This is a genomic window from Mariniflexile sp. TRM1-10, from assembly GCF_003425985.1.
Taxonomy (GTDB): domain Bacteria; phylum Bacteroidota; class Bacteroidia; order Flavobacteriales; family Flavobacteriaceae; genus Mariniflexile.
Window position 1 is genome coordinate 1,971,896 of record NZ_CP022985.1, and the last position, 21,345, is coordinate 1,993,240.

Sequence of the window (21,345 nt, forward strand, 5' to 3'; positions counted from 1 at the left end):
ACGTTAATCTTTCCGTCTTTCATTTCTTTGGGAAAATTAAGGATTGAGTGTTCTCCTCCTTTGGAGGAGTTAGAGGAGGAATTAATCCAATTTCTCAGTCAACTTTTTAAAGGTTTTTTTCGGGTCTTTACCTTCGTATAAAATATCGTAAACCGCATTGATAATGGGCAAGCGTGTTTTCTTTTTGTTTTTTTCGTTTAGTAAATGAGCACTTTTGGTGGCGTAATAGCCTTCGGCAACCATGCTCATTTCCATTTGTGCACTTTTTACGGTGTAGCCTTTTCCAATCATGTTTCCAAACATACGGTTTCTAGAAAATACCGAATAGCCTGTTACCAATAAATCGCCCAAATAGGCGGAATTATTTATGTTACGTTTCATTTTATGCATTTTTTTAATAAAACGTTTCATTTCACGAATGGAGTTACTCATAAGCACACTCTGGAAATTATCACCATAACCCAATCCGTGGGCAATACCCGCCGCAATAGCGTATATATTTTTAAGCATAACGGCATATTCTACACCAATAATGTCGTCGCTAATTTTTGTTTTTATGTAATCGCTCGACAAACTATCGGCAATAGCTTGGGCTTTTTTAGCATCTGAACATGAAATGGTTAGGTACGATAAACGTTCTAAAGCCACTTCTTCAGAATGGCATGGACCCGCTATTACCGCAATATTGTTGTAAGGTATTTTGTAAGCTTCATGAAAATGTTCACCAACCAACAAACCTGTTTCTGGAATAATGCCTTTTACTGCCGAAACAATAATTTTATTGGAAATATCAACATGTAATTTTTGTAATTCGCTATAAATAAAGGCAGAAGGGATTACAAAAATAAGCACATCGGCATAATTGGCCATGTCGTTGATATCGTTACTAAGCTTTAGTTGCTCTACATGAAACTCTACCGAACTTAAATAATTTGGGTTGTGACGCTCTTTAAGTAAATGCTCTTTGGTATAAACACTGCGCATGTACCAACCTACTTCATCTAAATTTTCGCAAAGCATTTTTACAATGGCTGTTGCCCAACTTCCTGCACCAAAAACCGCGTATTTTAAAGGTTCATTCATAAATAGTTTCGTTGTTTGATGTTTCAAAAATACATAAAATATTTATCTAGGTTAGGAATGTATGTTAAAAGAGTAAAGAATATAAATGACCGATGACGGGAGACGGAAGGCTTCATACTGAGACTTAAAATTTGGAGTCAAAAAAATTTTTGGCACGTGTTTTGAAAACCATTAAAACAGGAACCCTAAAAACGTTTGATTATGAAGACTATAAAATTACTTTTTTCGTTTGCTTTAATAGCTACCCTATTTACTTCTTGTTACAGAGAAGTTATTGTAGACGATTACGATAATACGCCACAAATATCTTTAAACCAATTATTGGGTTCGTACGAGTTGTGGTATGTAGACATTAATGCCACTAAAGGTTATGGCGAAACACCCTTTTTACAAAAAGCGTTTACCATGTCGTTTATAAATAATAATGTATTAGCAAATAATAATATTGTAGGTATTGGTAATACGGGCAATGGCTTTGGAATAAAAGTAGGGACTTATGATGCTTATGATATGGTTCTGGATGTTTACCATGTTATAGATGGGTTTGAAACTTTTGATGTTTACCAAATAGACAGCAATACCATCGAGCTTTACAACCCTAATAATGATACCTCATACTTTTTAGATGGTTACCAACGCAGCAATTTCGATTACGATTTTGTGTTTTATGATAATATTCATTATTTCTTGCAAGAGTATAACGCTTGGGAAAAAGTATATACAAGCGATTATGGTGCTATAAACGAGTTTGATAACGAAAACTTTTTACAGTTTTTAGCTGGCGGAAACGATTCAGAATTTAGAAGCTCACAAGATGTTAACGGTACCAGCCCAAATAATATTTATTGGGATTATACCGGAGTTTATGGTGTTGGAAATATAGCTGGCAATAACAAGCTTAAAACTTTAACATTAGATTATGATTATTTTGACAATGAATATTTTGAATTAAGCGTTATAAATGATGGAAAGATAGAATTGTATCACCCAACATCGGGTACTGCCTATGAGTTTGTTGGTAGAGGCTATATACAATTTATGAAAACAACAGATACAAAAGGAAGAACTGTTACAACAGAAAAATTGCGTAAGCATAGAAAAGATAAAGTAGAAAACCCAAGAGAAAATACAAGGGTTTAACATAAGTTTGGTTGGTTATTTAGTTTAGAAGCCGTTTAAAGATTTATTCTTTAGGCGGTTTCTTTTTTTTGATTTGGCTTGTATATTATCATGCACAAAAGTTTCATAAAATTGGTCGCCGTTCAAAAATAGCAGTTAATTATTCTTAAAACAACCATATTAGCCACGTCCTTTTAAGGATCTCTTAAAAACTGTATAAGTAATTAAATTAAACACCTATGATAAAAATCCATCAAATAACCAGAGCAAGTCTGTTGCTTTTTACGTTTCTTATAGTCGTATTGAATTCCAATGCACAAGATAGCAGTCAGCCTGAACCTGGACAAATACCTCCACACCCTCCAAGATTACCTGAAGGGGTCATTCCCGCATTTCCAGGTGCGTGGGGTGCTGGAATGTTCACCACAGGTGGACGCGGTGGTAAAGTTATTGCCGTAACAAATCTTAACGATAGCGGTGAGGGCAGCTTACGTGCTGCAGTTGAAACTGAAGGCCCGCGTATTGTTGTATTCCGCGTTGCTGGCACCATTGAAGTTAAAAATGATCTTAATATTAATCATCCAGATATTACTATTGCGGGTCAATCTGCCCCTGGAGATGGTATATGCATAGCAGGAACATTTAATATCAACACCCACAATGTCATTCTTCGCCATGTTCGTGTGCGTCGTGGTGTTCCTGTGGGAGGACAAGGCGATGATAACATTGGAGGTAACCCAAACCATCATATTATTATTGATCACTGTTCAACAAGTTGGGGAATGGATGAAAATATATCTCTTTACCGCCGCATGAGACCTTCACTTGACGGCAGTACTCAAATTAAAGATCCGGCTGAAAACATTACAATTCAGTGGACAATTTCCAGTGAAGCTCTTGATGCGCGTGGTCATGCTTTTGGAGGCACTTGGGGAGGAAACCCATCGACATTCCATCACAACCTTTTTGCCTGTAATACCGCTAGAAATCCATCTATAGGTATGTCTGGACCTTTTGATTTCCGAAACAATGTTATTTTTAATTGGCGTCATAGAACGATGGATGGTGGCGACGAAACTTCCATGATTAATGTTATTAACAACTACTACAAATCAGGTCCTGCAACCAACGACAATATGAAAGCTGTTTTTGCCCGTGTTGAGCAAAGAAGTATGTATTCGCCAGGAAGTGCTTGGGCAGAAGGTGATTGGTATCCCAAGGCACAAAATAGACCCGGAAAATGGTATGTAGCTGGTAATGTTATGTATGGCAATGAAGAGCTTACCAATAATAATTGGTCAGGTATTAAAGGACCTGAAAAATTGGCTCGTGTAAACACGCCGTTTGTGGGCTGGCCTGTTTCGCCACATGAAACGGCGGAGCTTGCTTTCGAATCTGTGCTGGCAAAAGTAGGTGCTACATTACCAAAGCGCGATGCGGTAGATACACGTGTTACGGACATGGTTCGTTCAGGAAAACCGACTACCGAAACGGGAATACTTAAAGATATTTCGGAAGTAGGTGGATACCCTGTATTGACTTACGATCCAGCTAAAGTGCCCGTTGACAGTGATGGCGATGGAATGCCGGATGCATGGGAAATTAAACATTCCTTAGATCCCAAAAACAACACAGATAGCGCAATTGATTCCGATGGTGATGGCTATACAAATGTTGAAGAATTTCTTAATGGAACGAACCCAACCGAAAAAATTAATTACCGTAATCTTGGTAACAACATAGATAGCATTAGTTAGTTAAAGTTAGTTTTATTTAGTTTGGAAACCGTTTGAAGATTTGTTCTTTGGGCGGTTTTTTTTATAAATTCTAAAAAAAGGTTCGCCTCTATATATTTTAATTTTTGTTTTTTTTATCCATTCAATTTGAAATGTATCCCGTAATATATAATTTCCTTTTCCATCTAATTCTCTCTCTCTTTTAATTTTCATAGAATCATCAGGAAATTTAAATCTGTCCGAATCCTTGTCTAATGTTTCAATAATTTCAATTTCAGAATCAGAAATCCAATTCCAATTAGCTTTGAGTGGGGTCTTATGATCTGGATCAATTATTATTTTTCCTTTTTTACTGAAAACAATATCAGGAAATATCTTTCTGAATTTTGGACTATAATTTGTTGAACTAACAAATGGTTTTAATTTTTTGTTATTAGTATCAACCATTTTAATAAATTGCCATTGACCAATCAAATTATTTTCTACTTTGGCTACATTTTGTGCATTGACTTTTAATATAAAAAAATAAACAAAAGAGAATATTATTATTCGAATTTTCATATAATGATTTTATTTATAAAAAATACTTAAAACTATAATGATATAAATTCGCTTTGATGTTTTACATCGAACGCTAAACGAAATTAATAAATTTTCTCACAAATAAACAACTTACTTATAAAAATTCATTTCATCCAAATACTCCCAAACGTGTTCTGGTAGCATGGGTTTTACGTTTTTACCTGTTTTTATGGCATTGCGTATAGAGGTTGAAGAGAGTTCCATAATGGGTGCGTCGATATGATGAATTTTTTTATGTCCATCAAATTGAGTTTCTATCTTATCTTTTGAAACTCTTGGGTACACGTAAATATCGTGGTTTTCTAAAATAACTTCGTAGTTTTTCCACTTATGAAAACTCTTTAAATTGTCTTCGCCCATAATTAAGGAAAACGCGTAATTAGGATATTTTTCCTGTAAATAAATAAGTGTGTTGATAGTGTAATTAGGTTGAGGCAGGTTAAATTCTATATCGCAAGGTTTAAGTTTGATGTAGTCTTTGGTGGCACGGTACACCATTTCCAACCGCTGAAAATTATCTAGCAAAGAGTTTTTCTTTTTAAAAGGATTATGCGGCGTTACTACAAACCAAACTTCGTCTAAATTACTGTATTCAGCGATGTGATTGGCAATAACCAAATGCCCAATGTGTATGGGGTTGAAAGAGCCAAAATACAATCCAATGTTCATGTGAAGGTTTAAGAATTTACAAAATTACTTACCAATTTTTCAGCTTGAACGAGTGCTTTTTCCAAATCGTCGTTTACCACAATAACGTCAAATAAAGGCGCGGTGGCTAGTTCTGCCGAAGCTTTGGCAACACGCATGTTTATTTTGTCTTCGGTTTCGGTTTTTCGTTTTTTAAGTCTTATTTTTAATTCGTCAATGCTTGGGGGTTTTACAAAAATTGCTAATGTTTCCTCTGGAAATTTTCTTTTTATACGTAAACCACCCGATACATCTATATCAAAAATAACATTTTTGCCCATAGCCCAAATACGTTCAACTTCGGTTTTTAATGTACCGTAAAAATTATCGCGATAGACTTCTTCCCACTCCAGGAATTCATCGTTTTTTATTTTGTTTTTAAACTCTTTTAATGATAGGTAGTAATAGTCTTTTCCATCTACTTCGGAGCCCCGCTTTTCTCTAGAAGTTGCCGAAATAGAGAATTCTAGGTTTAAATCCTCTATACCTAATAAATGCCTAACTATAGTTGTTTTTCCAGAACCCGATGGCGCCGAAAACACAATAAGTTTTCCTTTGTTTGTGGTGGTTTGTTTTGTCACGAAGTTTTATGTTTGTTGCTAATATGCTGTACGCTTTAGGCTGTATGCTTTAGGCTAACTATGCTTACAGTTTAAAGCCTATAGCTTACAGCTGTTTACAGTACATTTAATAATTGTTCCTTAATTTTCTCCAATTCGTCTTTCATTTGCACCACCAATTGTTGCATGGGTGCATAATTACTTTTTGAACCAATGGTGTTGATTTCACGTCCCATTTCCTGACTAATAAATCCTAGTTTTTTTCCGTTGGAATCTTTAGAATTAATACACTCAATAAAATAATTCAGATGGTTTTTTAAACGCACTTTTTCTTCGGTAATATCAAATTTCTCAATGTAATATACCAACTCTTGTTCAAAGCGGTTTTCGTCGTATTTGTCTTTTAATTCCTCAACACCTTTTAATAAACGTTCTCTAACGCCTACAATACGCTCGGGGTCCATAGCTATAACTTGATCCAATAAGTTATCAATAATGGTAACACGTTTGTTAAATTCTTGTTCTAATACTTTGCCTTCATCTAAACGGTGGTTGTTTAAATCTTCTATGGCTTTGTTAATTTCAACAGCGATGATTTGCCATTCGTTTTCGTCAATTTCTTCGCGCACGGTATTTAAAGCATCCGGAAACCGAACCGCCATTTTAAGCAATTCAATGGCATCGCCATCAACCACTTGCCGTAATTGTTCTATATATTGTTTTACAACTGGTGTATTAATTTGTGTAGACGTATCTTCGGCAGTCGCCTCCATATAAATAGAAAAATCTATTTTGCCACGTTCTAAATTATCTGCAAGTAATTTTCTGATCGCCAATTCTTTTTCTTTGTAAATAGAAGGCATTCTGGCATTTAAATCCAAGCTTTTGCTATTAAGGGATTTTAACTCGATAGTTACTTTTTTGGTGGGTAATTGCAAAACAGATTTTCCGTAACCTGTCATTGAATATATCATAACGTGTGTATTAAGTTATGCAAATGTAATTAAAACCTAAGGGATAGAAAACACTTAAAAGGGCGTTAAATGGAATTCGTTGGTTTGAGGCAGATAAAAGAGAAGCAAAAAACTGGAATTTCTTTATAAAAGCAATTGCGACAAACCAGTAATTTATTCTAATCTATAGAATTCCTTGAGACACTGCCCAAGGGTGTTCGTTTATAATCACCCAAAACTCTTCAACAGCACCTGGGCCTGCAGATAAGCCTTCCCAGTCCTAAAATTGGTTTTCTTTTCAAAATGGAGATTTATGATTTCCCCAAACCCAGTGTCCCGTTCCAGTTTATGTATGAGCCTTAAAATAGCATTAAAATCCCCCTCCAAGGTAAACTGGTAGGTACTTACCTTTAGGTCATTTTGAAGCACGGTATGGGGTTCCAAAAAGCCAACGACCTTAAGGCCCGTACTATCGGCAAATGCGTTGATGGTCCTTAAAAGGCTGTTTTGGACCGAGCTCCCATTAAGCTGGTACTTGGAAAGCAGACCATCATAATAAAGCTGCTTTTGTTTTAAGAGCGAGACCTGCTTGGGCGTGTTCTCGAACAAAATAGCCTCACTCTTTAAGTGGTCGTGTTCCTTTTTAAGAACAAGTGTTTTAGAAACCGCCATATGGTAACAAAGGAACAAGGCCAATATAAAACCGGCCACCAACACTATATTTTTGTTTTTTTTAGTCATGGACCATCATAAGTTTTAAAGAAAAGGAAGCAACCGATGAAGACGCATCCCCGTAATTTATGATCTCAACTTTCTGTATCCAGTCAATGTCTTCCATGTCCGCAATCCATTCTGAAAAGGAAGCGCTGTCGTTTGACTCCCCGGACACCAACAGGGTATTATTGTCAATCACAACCGACTGCCCACTTTTAATACGTTTAAGCAGCGGCTGGTAATCCAGCTCCGTTAGCAGTATGGAACTAGGCAGCCCCCGGACAATGGCATCCACATAAAAAGAACTTTTGGAAGCGCTGCCCTTGAGCATATCGTCCACCATTTTTTGCGATTTATTGACACGCTCGCTAAGCTCCAAAAGGCTCGATTTGGTCGTTTGGTTTATTTGTGAAGTCTGCTGCAGGGCATTGACAGTCTCAAAATAATGGTTGAAAACAAAAAAATTGATGAGCAGCCCACATAAAATAAAGAGCAACCCAAACCTTACGAAAACGGCAAAAAACCGGGCCTGTTTGTAATCATTTTTAAGGGACAGCTTTAAGATTCCGAAATTGGATAAGGGTCTAAAACGTTCCAAAACAATATCCAATGCCGCTGCCATCGAAAGCAACTGAAAGTTATTTGCCCGTAAACCATTGACATCATAAGTAACGGTGTCTTCGATATTTTTTTTCTCAATGGACGCTACAGCCCCCATGTTCATGGTCAAACAAGCATTTGAGGTCATAATGGACGTACTGTCCAAAAAGGGAGCGATACCGGTCACCAGGCCGTTTCCCAGCGAAATACCGATGACGGAAAAGCCATGCCCCTTATAATCAAGCACCAGCCCCTCAACATAGGCCTTCCTGCAAATGGACAGGAGATGGCTGGAGCCTTGGGAAACAATCTCATAAAAAAAGTCTTCGGGATTGATGTTGGGAAACGCATTGTGCATTAACTTTGAAGCCTCCGTTTGACTGCTCTCAATGTGCTTGGTCAATACACTATCATTATTGACCACCAAAAAAACAGGCTGTTTTTTGTTAAGCTTTGAGACCATACCTTCAAAATCGGCACTGTCAAAAAAGTCCACGACCGAAACGCTCTTTCTGTCTTTCTTTAAAACCGTAGCATAAAAGGCCTCCTGCCCATTGTGGGAGCCATGCTCCACCCCGCAAAAGCGGTTCCCATATTCCAGATATGTTTTAAACCGTTCCAACATAGATCAATAAATAACCGTCGGTTTGATGAGCACCGTTAACCTCGATTTGGAATCCTCGCGCTTGCGGGTACTGAACAACCACTTAATAACAGGAATACGTGCCAAAAAAGGCACCCCCGTACCAGAGTCGTTCTTGACCTGTTCCTCCAGACCGCCCAAGACCACAATGTCCTGGTCCTGAACCCGGATGATCGAACTGAACTCCCGGGAGTTTAAATCTGGTGGTGCATCTTCGGCAATACGCAATCCAAAACTGGACTGCACCACAAAAATATCCAGGGTCACCTGGCCGTCGCCCGAAACCATAGGCTTGATGGTCAGCCCCAGTTCGGCATCAATGGGTTCGTAATTCGTGATCTCGGACGTCTGCGGGTTATCGGTCCCATAAATATTACGCTGCGTTACCGCATAGTAAGACGTCTGTCCATTGGAAAAAGTAGCGCGATGCCCATTGAGCGTGGACAATTTGGGCGTGGAACGTATTTTGATATTGCCATTGGATTCCATGGCCTTGATGGTCGCAAAAAAGTTGGGCACCACTTTCCCCAGATTAATATGTCCAAAACCATCAAAACCGTTCAGTACCCTATTGATGGTTCTGGCCCCTAATGTTAAATCCGTCTGCGGATAAATACCCCCTTTGGTCTCAGCCGGCTCGTCACCAATCCCCCAACTGACACCGGTTTCTATGGTGGAGTTCCTGTTGACCTCAATGAGCATGACCTCAATAAGGATAACGGGTACTGGTTTATCGATCTTTTTAATGAATGCCTTAAAACGCTCTATTTTTTCACTGGCCCCAAGGACATAAAAACTGTTGAGCTCATAGTCCACTTTAATATCCAGATCCTGTTTAATTTGATCAGGAAGAATACTCAATAGAGCTTCCCCTTTAGATACGGAATTATTGAAACTGGATTGGTTATTTGAGCTAATGGATTCCCTATTGTTCCTGTTCGTTCCCACATTGGTGTCAAACTGATTGGTGTAATTGTTATTGTAACCACTGTTGCCATAGCTATTTTGATTGCCATAATTTCTTCCAACCGATCTATTGGTGCCTCCACCACCAGAAGGATCTGCAAACATTTCTACCGTTCGGGATATTAAGGGAATGATTTCCACTTTGCGAACACTTAATTGATTTTCGGTACCAAAAAAATAAGTAGTGCCTTCTTTTTTAAAGGTGAATAACTGAGCAGAAGAAGGACTGGAACTGCTGATGTTTTGATTCTGGTTGTTTCTGTTTTGGTTTGCATTTACATCTAATGGAACGGATGTTCCCGAGGTAGATTGTGATTCGAACAACTTTTCAAGCAAGTCATCAAAGTAAATGGATTTGGTTTTAAAAGTGGCATTTCCTGCGCTTTGTAGCGGTGTTGCGGTGAATATGTCTATGTCCAGTTCAGTACCAATATCATTAATAATGTCGGCGATAGGCGTGTTGACAAAATCAACTTCCAATAGTTTTCTGTCCACATCCAAAACCTTGAAGTTTAAATTAGATTTTTTTCTGCCCGATAGCTGTTTTCCATGGGAGTCTGTAGAAGGCGTACTGTCCTCAAACACATAAAAATGGTCCTTGGTCTTTTCAACAAACATCTGGTTTGCCAAGGCCAGTTTGTCCATGGCCGCATCAAAGGGCACGTCCTGTATATAGGAAGTAATCAATTTGCTTTCCATACCGGGCGCAAACACCAAATTTTTACCAGATTCATCAATGATACCTTTAAAGACATCATATAATTTATCATTTTTGGCATCAATGCTAATCGTATTGCCATCCGGTGCATAAGAAATTGGAATGATACGCTCTTTAGGAAGCTCTATAGGTGGTGCATATTTTTTTATGGAGAGGATATTGCCTGTAAAATCAATGGCCAGACCATATTCCTTACACAAGAACACCAACAGGTCAGCCACCGTTACATTGGAAAAATTGTTGACGATACTAATCTGGTCAAGCTCGGGAGCCAGGTTCATATTGACCTTGTGCACATTGGAAACCGCCAACAGGAAATTGGACAAGGTGATGTTGCTTACGCTAATCTCGGTCTTTACCTGTTCGGTCAGTCCCACATTGTCCATGGCCAAGACCTCCAATTGGTTTTTGATGGATTGGATACGGGCATCGTTATTCTGGGCAATGCCAAATTGAAAAACGAATAGGAGTAATATATAGTGCAGTTTCTTCATGTAGTTTAGGTACTAAATATGGTTATTTTTTGTTTAGAAGTAATTTTATTTTTTCTTCTAATTGTGCAATCCGTTCTTCTTGGGTTTTTAGTGTGGTGTTTTCTTTTTCTAAAGTTTCAATGCGTTTTTCTTGATTGATGGTGTAAAGTGTCAACTCCTCTATTTTCTCCAGCAATTTCAAGTTCATTTCTTTAAGCATGATGCCCTCGGTTTCCATGTCTTTTGCCGAAGGGATATTGGGCAAATGCCCATTGCTTGCTATATAATCTTCAACTGCTTTAAGTGATTTTAAATCATAGTCTTTATAAAACACATAATCTGGAGCCACAGCACCCAATAAATCGACTTTCACCTCATTGGTGTGGATGTTGCCTTTTACGGTGAGTTTGGCATCTGGTGTGGTGCCTATACCTAAGTTGCCATCATTGTCTAGCCTCATATATTCAGACAATTGATGTTGACTTTGCGAGTCATTATTCACAACCTTTCTAAAAAGCCATCTAAACCCATAATTTGATCCTTCAAACACCCCCTTGCTAGTATATTGATTATTTCCATAATAGCTGTCCTTAATCTCGTCATTATTTCTATATGCATTAAAACCTATATATCCAGACCATTTATTAGCACTTCCTCCCCAATTGGCTTCATTCGTCCAATCTAAATTTAATATTCCTGATTTTCCTACAGAAGTTCTTCCTTCAACCTGTAATTTAGATGAAGGGGTAGAAGTGCCAATGCCTATGTATCCAGCATTATCAATTACCAATCTGTCTCCTACACCTTCATTAGTAAAATGCCATTTATTGTCAGCACCAGAGTAAATACCATAAGTTAGTCCTGACGTATTCTTAAATAGCATACCAGAGCCCCAACCTAAACCAGAGGAATTTAATATTAAAGCATGGTTATTTGTGTTGCTTTTAAAGATTTCCAGACCAGCATTAGGTGCAGTAGTCCCAATGCCAACATTACCGTCCTTAGTGATAGAAAATCTTGCGGTAGGGGCATTGGTAACCGTGGAAGATGTACCTAAATGTAAACTCCCAGAAGTTGGGTCATAACGGATTTCCGAGGCATATTTAGTATCATCGAGATCAACTGCACCAGGAGAATATAAAAGGCTAAGAATTTTATGACCCCCATCGTGAAAAACAAAAGTATTGGAAATTTGCAATTTATCTTGAGGGTTAGCATTAGATATGCCAACATTCCCGTTAGATTTTATTGTGAACTTATTGGAATAATTTGTCTCATCGGTCGAGAAATCAAAATACATTACATTACTTTCTGCCCACCACTTCCATTGATGTCCATAATTGGTACGGTTTAATATAAAGCCACCATTGGAATAATTAGAGTTTTTGAGTTCTAAATTTGGTGACGAATCTCCTTGAACAACTAGTTTATTAGTGGGATTTGTAGTGCCAATCCCCGCATTTCCAGAGTCGGGAAATGTATTGGTTATTTGTGCATTTAAACACAAAGTGGCAAATAAGCAAAGACAGAATATAAATGGAAGTTTTTTCATGGGTTATTATTTTTTAGAGTTTAATAAAGACTCAATTTTTTGTAATCGATTTTCTAAATTTTCATTAATTAGTTTTTGGTTTTGAAGTTCTTCTTTTAAAGTAGTTGTTTCTTTTTCCTGCTCAATAGCATATAATGTGAGTTCTTCAATTTTCTCAAGCAATTTTAAGTTCATTTCCTTAAGCATGATACCCTCGGTTTCCATGTCTTTTGCAGAAGGGATGTTGGGTAAGTGCCCATGGTTTGCAATATAATCTTCAACAGCTTTAAGCGATTTTAAATCATAGTCCTTATAAAACACATAATCTGGAGCCACGGCATTCAATAAATCTACTTTGACTTCGTTGGTGTGAATGTTGCCTTTTACAGTGAGTTTTGAGTCTGGAGAAGTGCCAATGCCAACATTGCCATTGTCTGTAAAGATCACATTAGGTTCTCCTGTCTGTCCGTGTCTAAAATATAAATCTTTATTTGTTTGATTATAAGAATGGTAAATGGACCAACCCGAATAACCATATTCCCCATTAACAAAACCGGCGACCCCCCCAGCAATCTCTAATTTAGCAATTCCATTATGCTGATTCGTGTATATTCTTGTATGTGCTAGACCATCATACTGATAGACTTCAAAATTGGCACTTGGATTAGAAGTCCCAATACCAACTTTACCTGAAGATGTGACAGTTAATCTTGTAGATGGAACATTACTACCCGTGCCAGTACCAATGTAAAAATCACCATTTACTATGGTATTTAATTCCGTTGTAGCATAAGTATCTCCATTGGTAAAGAATCTAAATCCGCCAATATTTCCAGATGATCTATTACTGGATACATCTACATTAGCATAACCACCATTAATATTTTCAACTTTAAGTGCTTGGGCACTTATTGTAGATACTATGTGTGCTTTAAAGTTAGTATTACTCGTTCCTATTCCCACATTTCCATTAGAGGTAAGCGTCATAATATCTGACCAAGTTGTAGAATCATGTCTCCCTTGAAAGTTTAATAAGGTTTGTCCTCCAGGGTCAGAATTTATAATTCTATGCCCAAAACCTGAACCATAGTTGGAAGATGTCCATGTTATAGCTTTATTGGTTAATGGATTTGCATTTAAATTATCAAAAGGTGTTGTTTGTGCATTTAAACATAAAGTGACAAATAAGCAAAGGCAGGTAATAAAAAGTATTTTTTTCATGATGTTATTTTTTAGAGCTCAATAAATCCTCAATTTTTTGTAATCGAGCTTCTAAATTTTTATTAATTAATCTTTGATTTTGAAGTTCTTTTTCTTGTTGAATGGTATAAAGTGTTAGTTCTTCTATTTTTTGAAGAAGTTTGGCATTCATATGACCTAGCAGAATACCATTTTCAACTACTTCTTCAGCAGAGGGAATGTCTTTTAAATGACCTTTTTCTTTTATGTGAGTTTCTACTTCATATAAGGTTGGTAAGTTGTAGTTGCTTTCAAAAACGAAATCGCTCCAGCCTATTAAATCTACTTTGACTTCTTTGGTATGTATATTGCCGTTTACTGCAAGTTTGGCATCTGGGGAAGTTGTACCTACTCCCAAATTACCATTAGGCAATAATGATAATTTTTCAACTAAAGGGTTGTTGTTAGGATTATTAGTACTAGTGTCTTGAACAAAAAAACCTAACCTATCTCCAGCATTACCACAGCCATTCATGATTGAGGAAATTTTTGACGTTGGTACAGACTTTTGATTTCCTGTTTTGAATTCTATTGATGTTGACATGTTACAAGACCATCCAGTATTAGTTAGTCTAAGCGCTATAGCATCTGTACTACTATTTGCGCTAACTTCTAATTTGGAGGTAGGGCTAGTTGTACCTATGCCAACGTTTCCTATTGATGTACCATCGCTCTTGGTAGCTAGAATTGTATTTCTATCTAAGGATTTTATGAGATCTAAATCTCCGCCAACTGAGTTAGTATTAATACCAGTCGAATACTGATATGCGCCTCTTATGGTCCAATTCATTGCCCCAGTTATTCCGCTGTAGCCAATGGGTAAAATTCTGGCCACATTTTTGTCTACATTGTTTGTTGCTAGTCTAACTCTTATTTCATCAGTAACTTCAAGCTTAGCATTTGGTGTAGTGGTGCCGATGCCTACGTTTCCATCAGGCTTAATAGTCATTAAATAATCTGTTCCTTTATTGAAAAAGTAAATATTTCCAATTGTTTCTTCAACACTTCCTATGTATAGTTGATTACTTCCATTTATACCAAATGCTCGTGAGAAACTTGATGCCCCATTTTTTTGTATTCTAATATAATCTGTACTGTTATTCAAATCAACATTCTGAGATTGAACTTTAAAAATAAACCCAAATAGATAAAGAAGTAAAATAGTGTTTTTCATAATAAAAAATGTTAATCAATTAATAGTGCATACACCTCTTCCACAGAGCTAATCCCCTGAGATACCAAGTCAATGGCGTTTGTTTTTAAAGTAGCTATGCCATGTTCGTTTAAATAAGCATCAATTTCCAGGTCGTTATGCTTGATATGGCCGATCAATGTCTTTGTAATGGGGATGATCTCATAAATGGCCTTGCGGCCCTGATAGCCCGTGTGGTGGCAGCTGTTGCAGCCCACGGCAACAAAATGGGACTTTAGGGCAGGGGGGATGACAAAATTCTGCGGAAAAACATCTTTATCGACAGGCTTTTCCTCTTTACAGGCATTACAGAGCTTCCTCACCAAACGCTGCGCCACACTAACATTTAAGGTACTCGCAATCAAAAAAGCCGGAATCCCCATATCGATCAACCTGGAGACCGTTGCCCATGCTGAATTGGTATGGACGGTGGACAGAACCATGTGCCCCGTCAGGGCAGCACGAATAGCCATATTGGCGGTGTTAACATCACGAATCTCACCCACCATGATCACATCAGGGTCCTGGCGCAAAAAAGTACGCAAGGTGCTGGCAAAGTCCAATCCGATATTCTCCTTCAACTGGACCTGGTTAACACCTTCCAAAGTATATTCGATAGGATCCTCAATGGTAACAATGTTGGTTTTGTCATCGTTCAATAACTTCAGGGTCGCGTACAAGGTGGTCGTTTTCCCGGAGCCCGTCGGGCCGGAAATGAGCACAATCCCGTTCGGTTTTTTAATGGACTCCGTATAGGTCTTTAATTCCGCTTCCGTAAAGCCCAGGTCATCCAGTTGGATATGGTCGGCATCCTTACTTAAAATACGCAGCACCATTTTTTCACCATGCAAGGTCGGTAAACTGGAAACACGGATATCAAACTCATCGGCGTGCGTTTTGACGGTAATACGCCCATCCTGTGGCAAACGCTTTTCGGAGATGTCCAGACCCGCCTTGATCTTTAATTTATTAACGATAACCGGATATTCATTTAAGGCAATGGAAAACTGTTCCTTGAGCTTGCCATCCAAACGGTAGCGAACCCGACAGCGGTGCTCGTAAGGCTCAAAGTGGATGTCACTGCTGCCAATGTTCTTGGCCGTCAGCAAGAGCCTTTCAAGAAAATCGGCCGTATAGTGCAGGGCCTCTTTGGTGTTGCCCGTCTGTTTCCTGAAATTGGTCGCCAGGTACTGCTGGATATTTTCAGGGGACTCGGGAAGCAGCTCGATTTGCTTTCCCAAAACGACCTGCAGTTCCTGTTTGAGCGTTTGGGACGGACTGTCCGACCTAAAGGTCAGACTGCCATTTTTTGCATCAACGGGCACAATGCCGTAATGATAGGCCTGTTCACTGCTGATGAGCTGTACCAAGGACGTTGGAAGGTTATAATCTATTTTATTCATATCCGTTTTGTCCATACATTATATTTGATAAACAGATTGAACCAAACCAAACCAGGACCCAAGGTAGACCAGGCCAAAGAACAGACCCATATAACCAGCAAGCGGGACCGTTTCGGATTTTTGGTTTTTGGACAATAAAAGGTGCAGGACCAAGGAAAAAACCAGGGCGCTACAAAAAACCACGATAAAGGAAACGGTGGAAAAAGAACAGCACACGGCAAAAAAGAAGAGGACATCCCCCAGGCCAAAAACACGGGCGAACGCGGTCTTTAGCTTCAACCTGCCGTATAAAAACACGGCCAACAACAATAGGATAACAAAACCAACGTTCAATAATACAGCCATATAGAAAAGTTCGGGCACCGTTCCGAAATAAAACAGCATACCGGCACAAAGGGCAATCAAGGGAAACAAAAACCAGAACACCTGGCGTTCTTTTATATCCTGATATAAAATGAGACCAAAGGCGAGCAGCAATATGATTTTTAGTATCACCATCAGTCCTTAACAATTTGCTTTGGATTGCCGTTCTCGTCAACCTCCCACACATTAAAGACCCCATCGCCGTCAAAATCGGTAATGGCGGTCGCCCTGACCTTAAAGCTGTTGTTGGAGGCACTTACCACTTCATACACATAATTGCTGGTGCCGTTTTCCTTAACCGTTTTGGGAGGGGTAAAGTCAATCTCGTTCAGGTCGCTGGAATATTTGGAGTACATATACCTGTAGCTCGTTTGCGAATTGTAGATGTACTTGAGCTGGGTCTGTGCCTCGATGCTCTTCGCTTTGCTGATCAAGGGCATCAGATTGGGCAGGGCCAATAATAATAGGATGCCAATGATGACCAGTACGATCAATATTTCCTGAAGGTTGTACGACGGGAGTTTTTTAGAAATCTTTATATTTTTTAAATCCATAGTTTATTAAAATAACGGCGGGTTAACAAAATAAATAAGTGCCAATTAAATAGGTTAAAGATAGTATTAAAAGGCATATTTTAGATCATGGTTAAGCTTGAAAAAACAAGGTTAATACTTACGCGGACTTCAAAACCAATAAAGTATGTAATTAAATTTATTGGGTTAAAGCCTGTACATTTATACAAACCCTTTTTCCCTTGCGAGTTCTATCAAGGACTTATCATCTTTTTTTTTGATATTGAAAATTTCAATGAGGTTTCTTTTTCTGTGTTCAATGCCACCCATAGACAAATTGATAATTCTGGGTAAGTCTTTCATTTTGGTTCCTTTTGATAGTTCATGAAGTAGCATCCTGTCTTTTTCATCTAATACCAAGTCTGAAACCATATTATTTCTCAGTAATTCCAATACCGTTTTAGTGTAGTAAGGTGTATCATTTAATACATTTTTAATGGCGTCGATAAAATGGCTGAAACCTGCTTCGCTTTTTATTAAAAAGCCTTCCGGATTGATACTGTTAAAAATATTGCTAATTCTAAAACTATCACTATGATGGGTGAAAACAATAATTTTTGCATTTTTATATAGTTCACGAATTCTCCTTCCTACATCTTCACCACAAAGAAATTTACGATCCTCTGAGGGAGGCAAGCTAATATCAAGAAAAAATAAGTGATAGCTTTTATCTTCCTTTATGGATTCTTCAATTTTTAAAATTGCAGAATCACAATCAGTTGCCGAATCAACTTCAAAAACAAAATGGCTGTTTGAATTTAAATGGGAAAGCGATCTTTCGAACGCTTCAACTATTGGAACATGATCGTCAATAATTAAAGTTTTGATAGGTGTGGTCATTATGTAATATATTTTGATTTCAAACTTTACTTGACTTGAATCTTACTAAATAAAAGCCTTCAATCTTAACGTCATAAGTTTATGTCATACTAGCCTGAAATAAACAAGTAAGAAAAATAAAATTGCTGTGGCTAATTTATTAATAATACTTAAAACACCGTTAAGGTAAAACCTTAATATTTCTAAGGTATTTCCTTATTTCTTTATTTGTATCGTTGATTATTTCTTTTTTTATTTTGTAATATATTGATTTTTAGGTGTTTATGATTTATTTTTTAAGCGAATATTATTTTCGAATAATAGTATATTTCTTCAGAATACTACAGATTATACCACTGTTTAAAGCATATTTGTTTGATTTAAAAAAAAAGGGAAATCCTTAATTATTTCAAGGAATATCCTTACCTGTTATTCATAAAAAATAAATACTTTTAACGCGTTACTATAAATGCTAAATTATCAAACCAATGAAAAAGCCAATCTTTGTTTTCTGTACTTTCTTGTCATCAATCTTTTTTTTAAATGCGCAAACCACCAATACATTTCCTGCTTCTGGAAATGTGGGGATTGGGACGCTAACACCCTCATATAAATTAGATGTGTTGGGTACAGGTAGGTTTGCTAGCAATGTAACGGTTGGGGGATTAAGCCTAGAAGGTAATAGTGGAGGAGGAGTTATACAAGAAATCGGAGGCGGTATTGCATTTGGGGATATAAACGATACTTGGAGCGATGTTATGTTTTATGGTTATGGTGTTGAGAAGATGCGATATAACTCTAATACAGGTAACTTTTCCATAGGAAACACGAATAACATTTATAAGCTTGATGTTACGGGAACTGGAAGATTTACAGGCCTATTAAATTTACAAAGTGGCGCTAGTATATCCAATAATAAAACCTTGCATTTTGATGCTTATAATGAAGAATATTACATTGCTGGTAATTCAAACGGTTATAAACTAGAAATTGGTTATGGTAATGTAATTGGATCTAATCAGATTATGGTTTTTGATGGTAATAAAAAAGTAGGTATTGGCACAACTACTCCAAACGCTAAATTACATATCGCAGATCAAGGAACATCTGGAGTGACAACATTACAACTAAATAATAGAATAAAGTTTAGAGGAGATGGTGTTATGGAATGGGGAAGTGCAGCCGATTATGGTATTTTAAGTTGGGATACAGCCAACGCCAAAGCCATTGTAGGTGGAAAAACTGGAAAGGATTTAAGCCTATATGCAGGCAATGGTGAAAGAATGATTATAAAAACTAATGGCGACGTAGGCATCGGCACCACATCACCAGATTATAAACTTCATGTAACTGATGGTGCTCAAATTAGAAAGACAACATTAGGCGTTACTTTAGGATCTGCTGAAAATAGTTGGATTAGAGATGAATGGTTAACAGGGAGTTATGGGCCAGCAAAATGGAATCAAACAATTGCTAAATGGGTTCGACCTTCTGGGACATACAACGACATAGGAGGTATTGTATATCAAGATGAAGGAACTTACTTTTTAAGAGAAAAAGCTGGTTCTAAATTAGAATATACCAATTCCGAATTTTTAAATACTGCTTACATGTTTGCAGACATTTTTAATGGAAATATTGGCATCGGTACTACCACACCGGACGCCAAACTTACCGTAAAAGGACTTATTCATGCTCAAGAAGTCAAAGTAACAGCAACAGCAGGTGCCGATTTTGTTTTCGAAACCGATTACAATTTACCTACCCTAAAAAAAGTTGAAGAGTTTATTAAAGCTCATAAACATTTGCCGGAAATTCCTTCTGCAAAAGAAATGCAAACTAATGGTCTATACGTTGCAGAAATGAACACAAAATTACTTCAAAAAATAGAAGAGTTAACATTGTACACCATCGAGCAGGAAAAACAATTAGAGAAGCAAGAAATTCTAATTAAACAACAGGATGAGGTCAATCAAGAATTGAAGGATCGTCTTTTAAGATTAGAGCAACTGGTATTGAACGGCAACCAAAAGAACTAAACAAACAAACCCTTAAACAAACACACTTTTTTAAATGAACAAACTAGCATTGCCATTGTCCCTTATTGCCATAGCAGCAAGCATTCTTTCATTCTTCTATTTAAACTCGTCATCGGAACTGGTATATGTGGATGTCAACAAATTGCTGGACGGGTACCAACGCACAAAAATCGTAAAGGCCCAGTTTGAGGAAAAAGCAAAGACCCTCAATGCCAATGTGGACAGTTTAATGGTCGATTGGCAAAACGAGATCAAAAGCTATGAAAAGGAACGCTCCACTATGAGCAAAAAGGAACTGGAGCTAAAACAGCAATTGTTGGGCAACAAACAACAGCAGATTAACAATTACCAACAGGCCATACAAAAACAGATCCAGGAAGAAGACAAAAAATCCACCCAGACCGTGATCAACGATATCAACGATTACATAAAGGAATACGGTAAGAAGCACAAGTACAAGATCATATTTGGGGCAAGCGGAGGCGGTAATATCATGTACGCCGATGAAGTGACCGATCTGACCCAAGAAGTATTGAAAGGGCTTAATGCGGAATTTCAAGGAAAATAGTTTTGTCATTCCCGCGAAGGCGGGAATCCCATAAATATCAGTTAGAAAGCCTCAATTGCACATCAAAACAGTTTTAATAACAAGGAAAGAGGAATATTAATAAACAAACTAGAGCATACAAGTTGAAATTAATAAAAAGGAAACACTTTGTCATTCCGACAGAGCGAAGCATGAAACGACGAGGCATCTCATTATTGATAATGGTGGTGCTGTTTTCCAGCTGCAACCAAAAAACATTCAACAACGAGACCGCTATGTTGGACTATATAAAGGACGAGACCAACGGCTATACCCAGCACAAAACCATAAACGGGGTGGACTATACCCTCATGTACCGTCCCACGGACGCTTTGGTAAACCAGGAACTGGGAGATGCTTCGTCAAGCTCGGCACAAATAAAAGAATTAAGGGAAAAATATAGCAAATACATGTATTTCAATTTAAGCATGAGCCAGAACAACCAGGAACTGTTGAGCACCGCCCCAAAGAACAGGAACGAGTTCGGGGCCATGGTAAACGAGCTGGCATTTGGAATGGGCCAAAAGGTACATGTATATACCCCAAGCAAGGACACCTTGGAAATGGCGGACTTCATATACCCCCGCATGTACGGCATGAGCAGGGCGACCACCATCATGTTTGTGTACCCCAGGGATGAAAAACATTTAAAGGAGGACTATTTAAACTTTACCATACAGGATTTGGGACTGTACACGGGCGAGGTGAAATTTAAAGTACCAACGGATAAATTGAATAACGAACCAACAATATCATTTAAAAATTAA

General features: G+C 37.7%; 20 protein-coding genes. 5 read left to right on the forward strand and 15 right to left on the reverse strand.

What is annotated here, in order from left to right:
• Positions 1 to 81: 81 nt before the first annotated feature.
• Positions 82 to 1,083, reverse strand: coding sequence for an NAD(P)H-dependent glycerol-3-phosphate dehydrogenase (locus CJ739_RS08440; RefSeq protein ID WP_117174297.1), 1,002 nt, complete (start codon positions 1,081 to 1,083; stop codon positions 82 to 84).
• 201 nt (positions 1,084 to 1,284) lie between these two features.
• Between CJ739_RS08440 and CJ739_RS08445 the strand changes: the two genes are divergently transcribed.
• Together CJ739_RS08445 and CJ739_RS08450 are read left to right on the forward strand one after the other, a co-directional pair.
• Positions 1,285 to 2,223: a nicotinic acid mononucleotide adenyltransferase gene (locus CJ739_RS08445; protein WP_117174299.1), complete on the forward strand. Its 939-nt coding sequence runs from the start codon at positions 1,285 to 1,287 to the stop codon at positions 2,221 to 2,223.
• A 218-nt stretch (positions 2,224 to 2,441) separates the two neighbouring features.
• Positions 2,442 to 3,959: a polysaccharide lyase gene (locus CJ739_RS08450; protein ID WP_117174301.1), complete on the forward strand. Its 1,518-nt coding sequence runs from the start codon at positions 2,442 to 2,444 to the stop codon at positions 3,957 to 3,959.
• Between the two features lie 12 nt (positions 3,960 to 3,971).
• On the opposite strand, the gene CJ739_RS08455 is transcribed toward CJ739_RS08450, so the two are convergent.
• From CJ739_RS08455 to CJ739_RS08520, 14 genes are all read right to left on the reverse strand, one after another.
• Entirely contained in the window at positions 3,972 to 4,499 is a 528-nt protein-coding gene (locus CJ739_RS08455; RefSeq protein WP_117174303.1) for a hypothetical protein, read from the reverse strand.
• Between the two features lie 111 nt (positions 4,500 to 4,610).
• The gene (gene nadD, locus CJ739_RS08460; RefSeq protein ID WP_117174305.1) at positions 4,611 to 5,189 is read right to left on the reverse strand and encodes a nicotinate (nicotinamide) nucleotide adenylyltransferase; all 579 of its coding nucleotides are present in this window, start codon (positions 5,187 to 5,189) and stop codon (positions 4,611 to 4,613) included.
• Positions 5,190 to 5,197: 8 nt separating this feature from the next.
• Positions 5,198 to 5,788 carry a guanylate kinase gene (gene gmk, locus CJ739_RS08465; protein WP_117174307.1) on the reverse strand — a complete coding sequence of 197 codons (591 nt, stop codon included), beginning with the start codon at positions 5,786 to 5,788 and terminating at the stop codon, positions 5,198 to 5,200.
• A gap of 95 nt (positions 5,789 to 5,883) precedes the next feature.
• Positions 5,884 to 6,741, reverse strand: coding sequence for a YicC/YloC family endoribonuclease (locus CJ739_RS08470; protein WP_117174309.1), 858 nt, complete (start codon positions 6,739 to 6,741; stop codon positions 5,884 to 5,886).
• A 207-nt stretch (positions 6,742 to 6,948) separates the two neighbouring features.
• Positions 6,949 to 7,461, reverse strand: a complete 513-nt coding sequence (locus CJ739_RS08475) for a hypothetical protein (RefSeq protein ID WP_162880168.1) — start codon at positions 7,459 to 7,461, stop codon at positions 6,949 to 6,951.
• A complete protein-coding gene (locus CJ739_RS08480; protein ID WP_117174311.1) occupies positions 7,454 to 8,659 on the reverse strand; it encodes a hypothetical protein in 1,206 nt (401 codons plus the stop codon). The genes CJ739_RS08475 and CJ739_RS08480 overlap by 8 nt, the downstream gene beginning before the upstream one ends.
• Positions 8,660 to 8,662: 3 nt before the next feature.
• Positions 8,663 to 10,855 carry a type II secretion system protein GspD gene (locus CJ739_RS08485; RefSeq protein ID WP_117174313.1) on the reverse strand — a complete coding sequence of 731 codons (2,193 nt, stop codon included), beginning with the start codon at positions 10,853 to 10,855 and terminating at the stop codon, positions 8,663 to 8,665.
• A gap of 22 nt (positions 10,856 to 10,877) precedes the next feature.
• On the reverse strand, positions 10,878 to 12,386 hold the full coding sequence (locus CJ739_RS08490) for a bZIP transcription factor (protein ID WP_162880169.1): 1,509 nt from the start codon (positions 12,384 to 12,386) through the stop codon (positions 10,878 to 10,880).
• Positions 12,387 to 12,392: 6 nt separating this feature from the next.
• Positions 12,393 to 13,586: an autotransporter outer membrane beta-barrel domain-containing protein gene (locus CJ739_RS08495; protein WP_117174317.1), complete on the reverse strand. Its 1,194-nt coding sequence runs from the start codon at positions 13,584 to 13,586 to the stop codon at positions 12,393 to 12,395.
• 4 nt (positions 13,587 to 13,590) lie between these two features.
• Positions 13,591 to 14,778, reverse strand: a complete 1,188-nt coding sequence (locus CJ739_RS08500) for a hypothetical protein (protein ID WP_117174319.1) — start codon at positions 14,776 to 14,778, stop codon at positions 13,591 to 13,593.
• A gap of 11 nt (positions 14,779 to 14,789) precedes the next feature.
• Entirely contained in the window at positions 14,790 to 16,199 is a 1,410-nt protein-coding gene (locus CJ739_RS08505; protein ID WP_117178849.1) for a GspE/PulE family protein, read from the reverse strand.
• Positions 16,200 to 16,217: 18 nt separating this feature from the next.
• A complete protein-coding gene (locus CJ739_RS08510) occupies positions 16,218 to 16,697 on the reverse strand; it encodes a hypothetical protein (protein ID WP_117174321.1) in 480 nt (159 codons plus the stop codon).
• Positions 16,697 to 17,116, reverse strand: a complete 420-nt coding sequence (locus CJ739_RS08515) for a general secretion pathway protein GspG (RefSeq protein WP_117174323.1) — start codon at positions 17,114 to 17,116, stop codon at positions 16,697 to 16,699. The genes CJ739_RS08510 and CJ739_RS08515 overlap by 1 nt, the downstream gene beginning before the upstream one ends.
• 180 nt (positions 17,117 to 17,296) lie before the next feature.
• Entirely contained in the window at positions 17,297 to 17,974 is a 678-nt protein-coding gene (locus CJ739_RS08520; protein ID WP_117174325.1) for a response regulator, read from the reverse strand.
• Between the two features lie 467 nt (positions 17,975 to 18,441).
• Between CJ739_RS08520 and CJ739_RS20590 the strand changes: the two genes are divergently transcribed.
• The 3 genes from CJ739_RS20590 to CJ739_RS08535 all read left to right on the forward strand — a co-directional run bounded on the left by CJ739_RS20590 (position 18,442) and on the right by CJ739_RS08535 (position 21,345).
• Positions 18,442 to 19,992, forward strand: a complete 1,551-nt coding sequence (locus tag CJ739_RS20590) for a tail fiber protein (protein WP_117174327.1) — start codon at positions 18,442 to 18,444, stop codon at positions 19,990 to 19,992.
• 34 nt (positions 19,993 to 20,026) lie between these two features.
• Entirely contained in the window at positions 20,027 to 20,560 is a 534-nt protein-coding gene (locus CJ739_RS08530; RefSeq protein ID WP_117174330.1) for an OmpH/Skp family outer membrane protein, read from the forward strand.
• 329 nt (positions 20,561 to 20,889) lie between these two features.
• A complete protein-coding gene (locus CJ739_RS08535) occupies positions 20,890 to 21,345 on the forward strand; it encodes a hypothetical protein (protein WP_236951633.1) in 456 nt (151 codons plus the stop codon).

Bases quoted from the DNA above. Each gene is read 5' to 3' on its own strand.
- CJ739_RS08455 (WP_117174303.1), bottom strand. From the start codon at position 4,499: ATGAAAATTCGAATAATAATATTCTCTTTTGTTTATTTTTTTATATTA.
- CJ739_RS08515 (WP_117174323.1), bottom strand. From the start codon at position 17,116: ATGGATTTAAAAAATATAAAGATTTCTAAAAAACTCCCGTCGTACAAC.
- CJ739_RS08520 (WP_117174325.1), bottom strand. From the start codon at position 17,974: ATGACCACACCTATCAAAACTTTAATTATTGACGATCATGTTCCAATA.
- nadD (WP_117174305.1), bottom strand. From the start codon at position 5,189: ATGAACATTGGATTGTATTTTGGCTCTTTCAACCCCATACACATTGGG.
- CJ739_RS20590 (WP_117174327.1), top strand. From the start codon at position 18,442: ATGAAAAAGCCAATCTTTGTTTTCTGTACTTTCTTGTCATCAATCTTT.
- CJ739_RS08535 (WP_236951633.1), top strand. From the start codon at position 20,890: ATGTACCGTCCCACGGACGCTTTGGTAAACCAGGAACTGGGAGATGCT.
- CJ739_RS08445 (WP_117174299.1), top strand. From the start codon at position 1,285: ATGAAGACTATAAAATTACTTTTTTCGTTTGCTTTAATAGCTACCCTA.
- CJ739_RS08485 (WP_117174313.1), bottom strand. From the start codon at position 10,855: ATGAAGAAACTGCACTATATATTACTCCTATTCGTTTTTCAATTTGGC.
- CJ739_RS08480 (WP_117174311.1), bottom strand. From the start codon at position 8,659: ATGTTGGAACGGTTTAAAACATATCTGGAATATGGGAACCGCTTTTGC.
- CJ739_RS08475 (WP_162880168.1), bottom strand. From the start codon at position 7,461: ATGACTAAAAAAAACAAAAATATAGTGTTGGTGGCCGGTTTTATATTG.
- CJ739_RS08440 (WP_117174297.1), bottom strand. From the start codon at position 1,083: ATGAATGAACCTTTAAAATACGCGGTTTTTGGTGCAGGAAGTTGGGCA.
- CJ739_RS08470 (WP_117174309.1), bottom strand. From the start codon at position 6,741: ATGATATATTCAATGACAGGTTACGGAAAATCTGTTTTGCAATTACCC.
- CJ739_RS08510 (WP_117174321.1), bottom strand. From the start codon at position 16,697: ATGGTGATACTAAAAATCATATTGCTGCTCGCCTTTGGTCTCATTTTA.
- CJ739_RS08495 (WP_117174317.1), bottom strand. From the start codon at position 13,586: ATGAAAAAAATACTTTTTATTACCTGCCTTTGCTTATTTGTCACTTTA.
- CJ739_RS08500 (WP_117174319.1), bottom strand. From the start codon at position 14,778: ATGAAAAACACTATTTTACTTCTTTATCTATTTGGGTTTATTTTTAAA.
- CJ739_RS08450 (WP_117174301.1), top strand. From the start codon at position 2,442: ATGATAAAAATCCATCAAATAACCAGAGCAAGTCTGTTGCTTTTTACG.
- CJ739_RS08505 (WP_117178849.1), bottom strand. From the start codon at position 16,199: ATGAATAAAATAGATTATAACCTTCCAACGTCCTTGGTACAGCTCATC.
- CJ739_RS08490 (WP_162880169.1), bottom strand. From the start codon at position 12,386: ATGAAAAAACTTCCATTTATATTCTGTCTTTGCTTATTTGCCACTTTG.
- CJ739_RS08530 (WP_117174330.1), top strand. From the start codon at position 20,027: ATGAACAAACTAGCATTGCCATTGTCCCTTATTGCCATAGCAGCAAGC.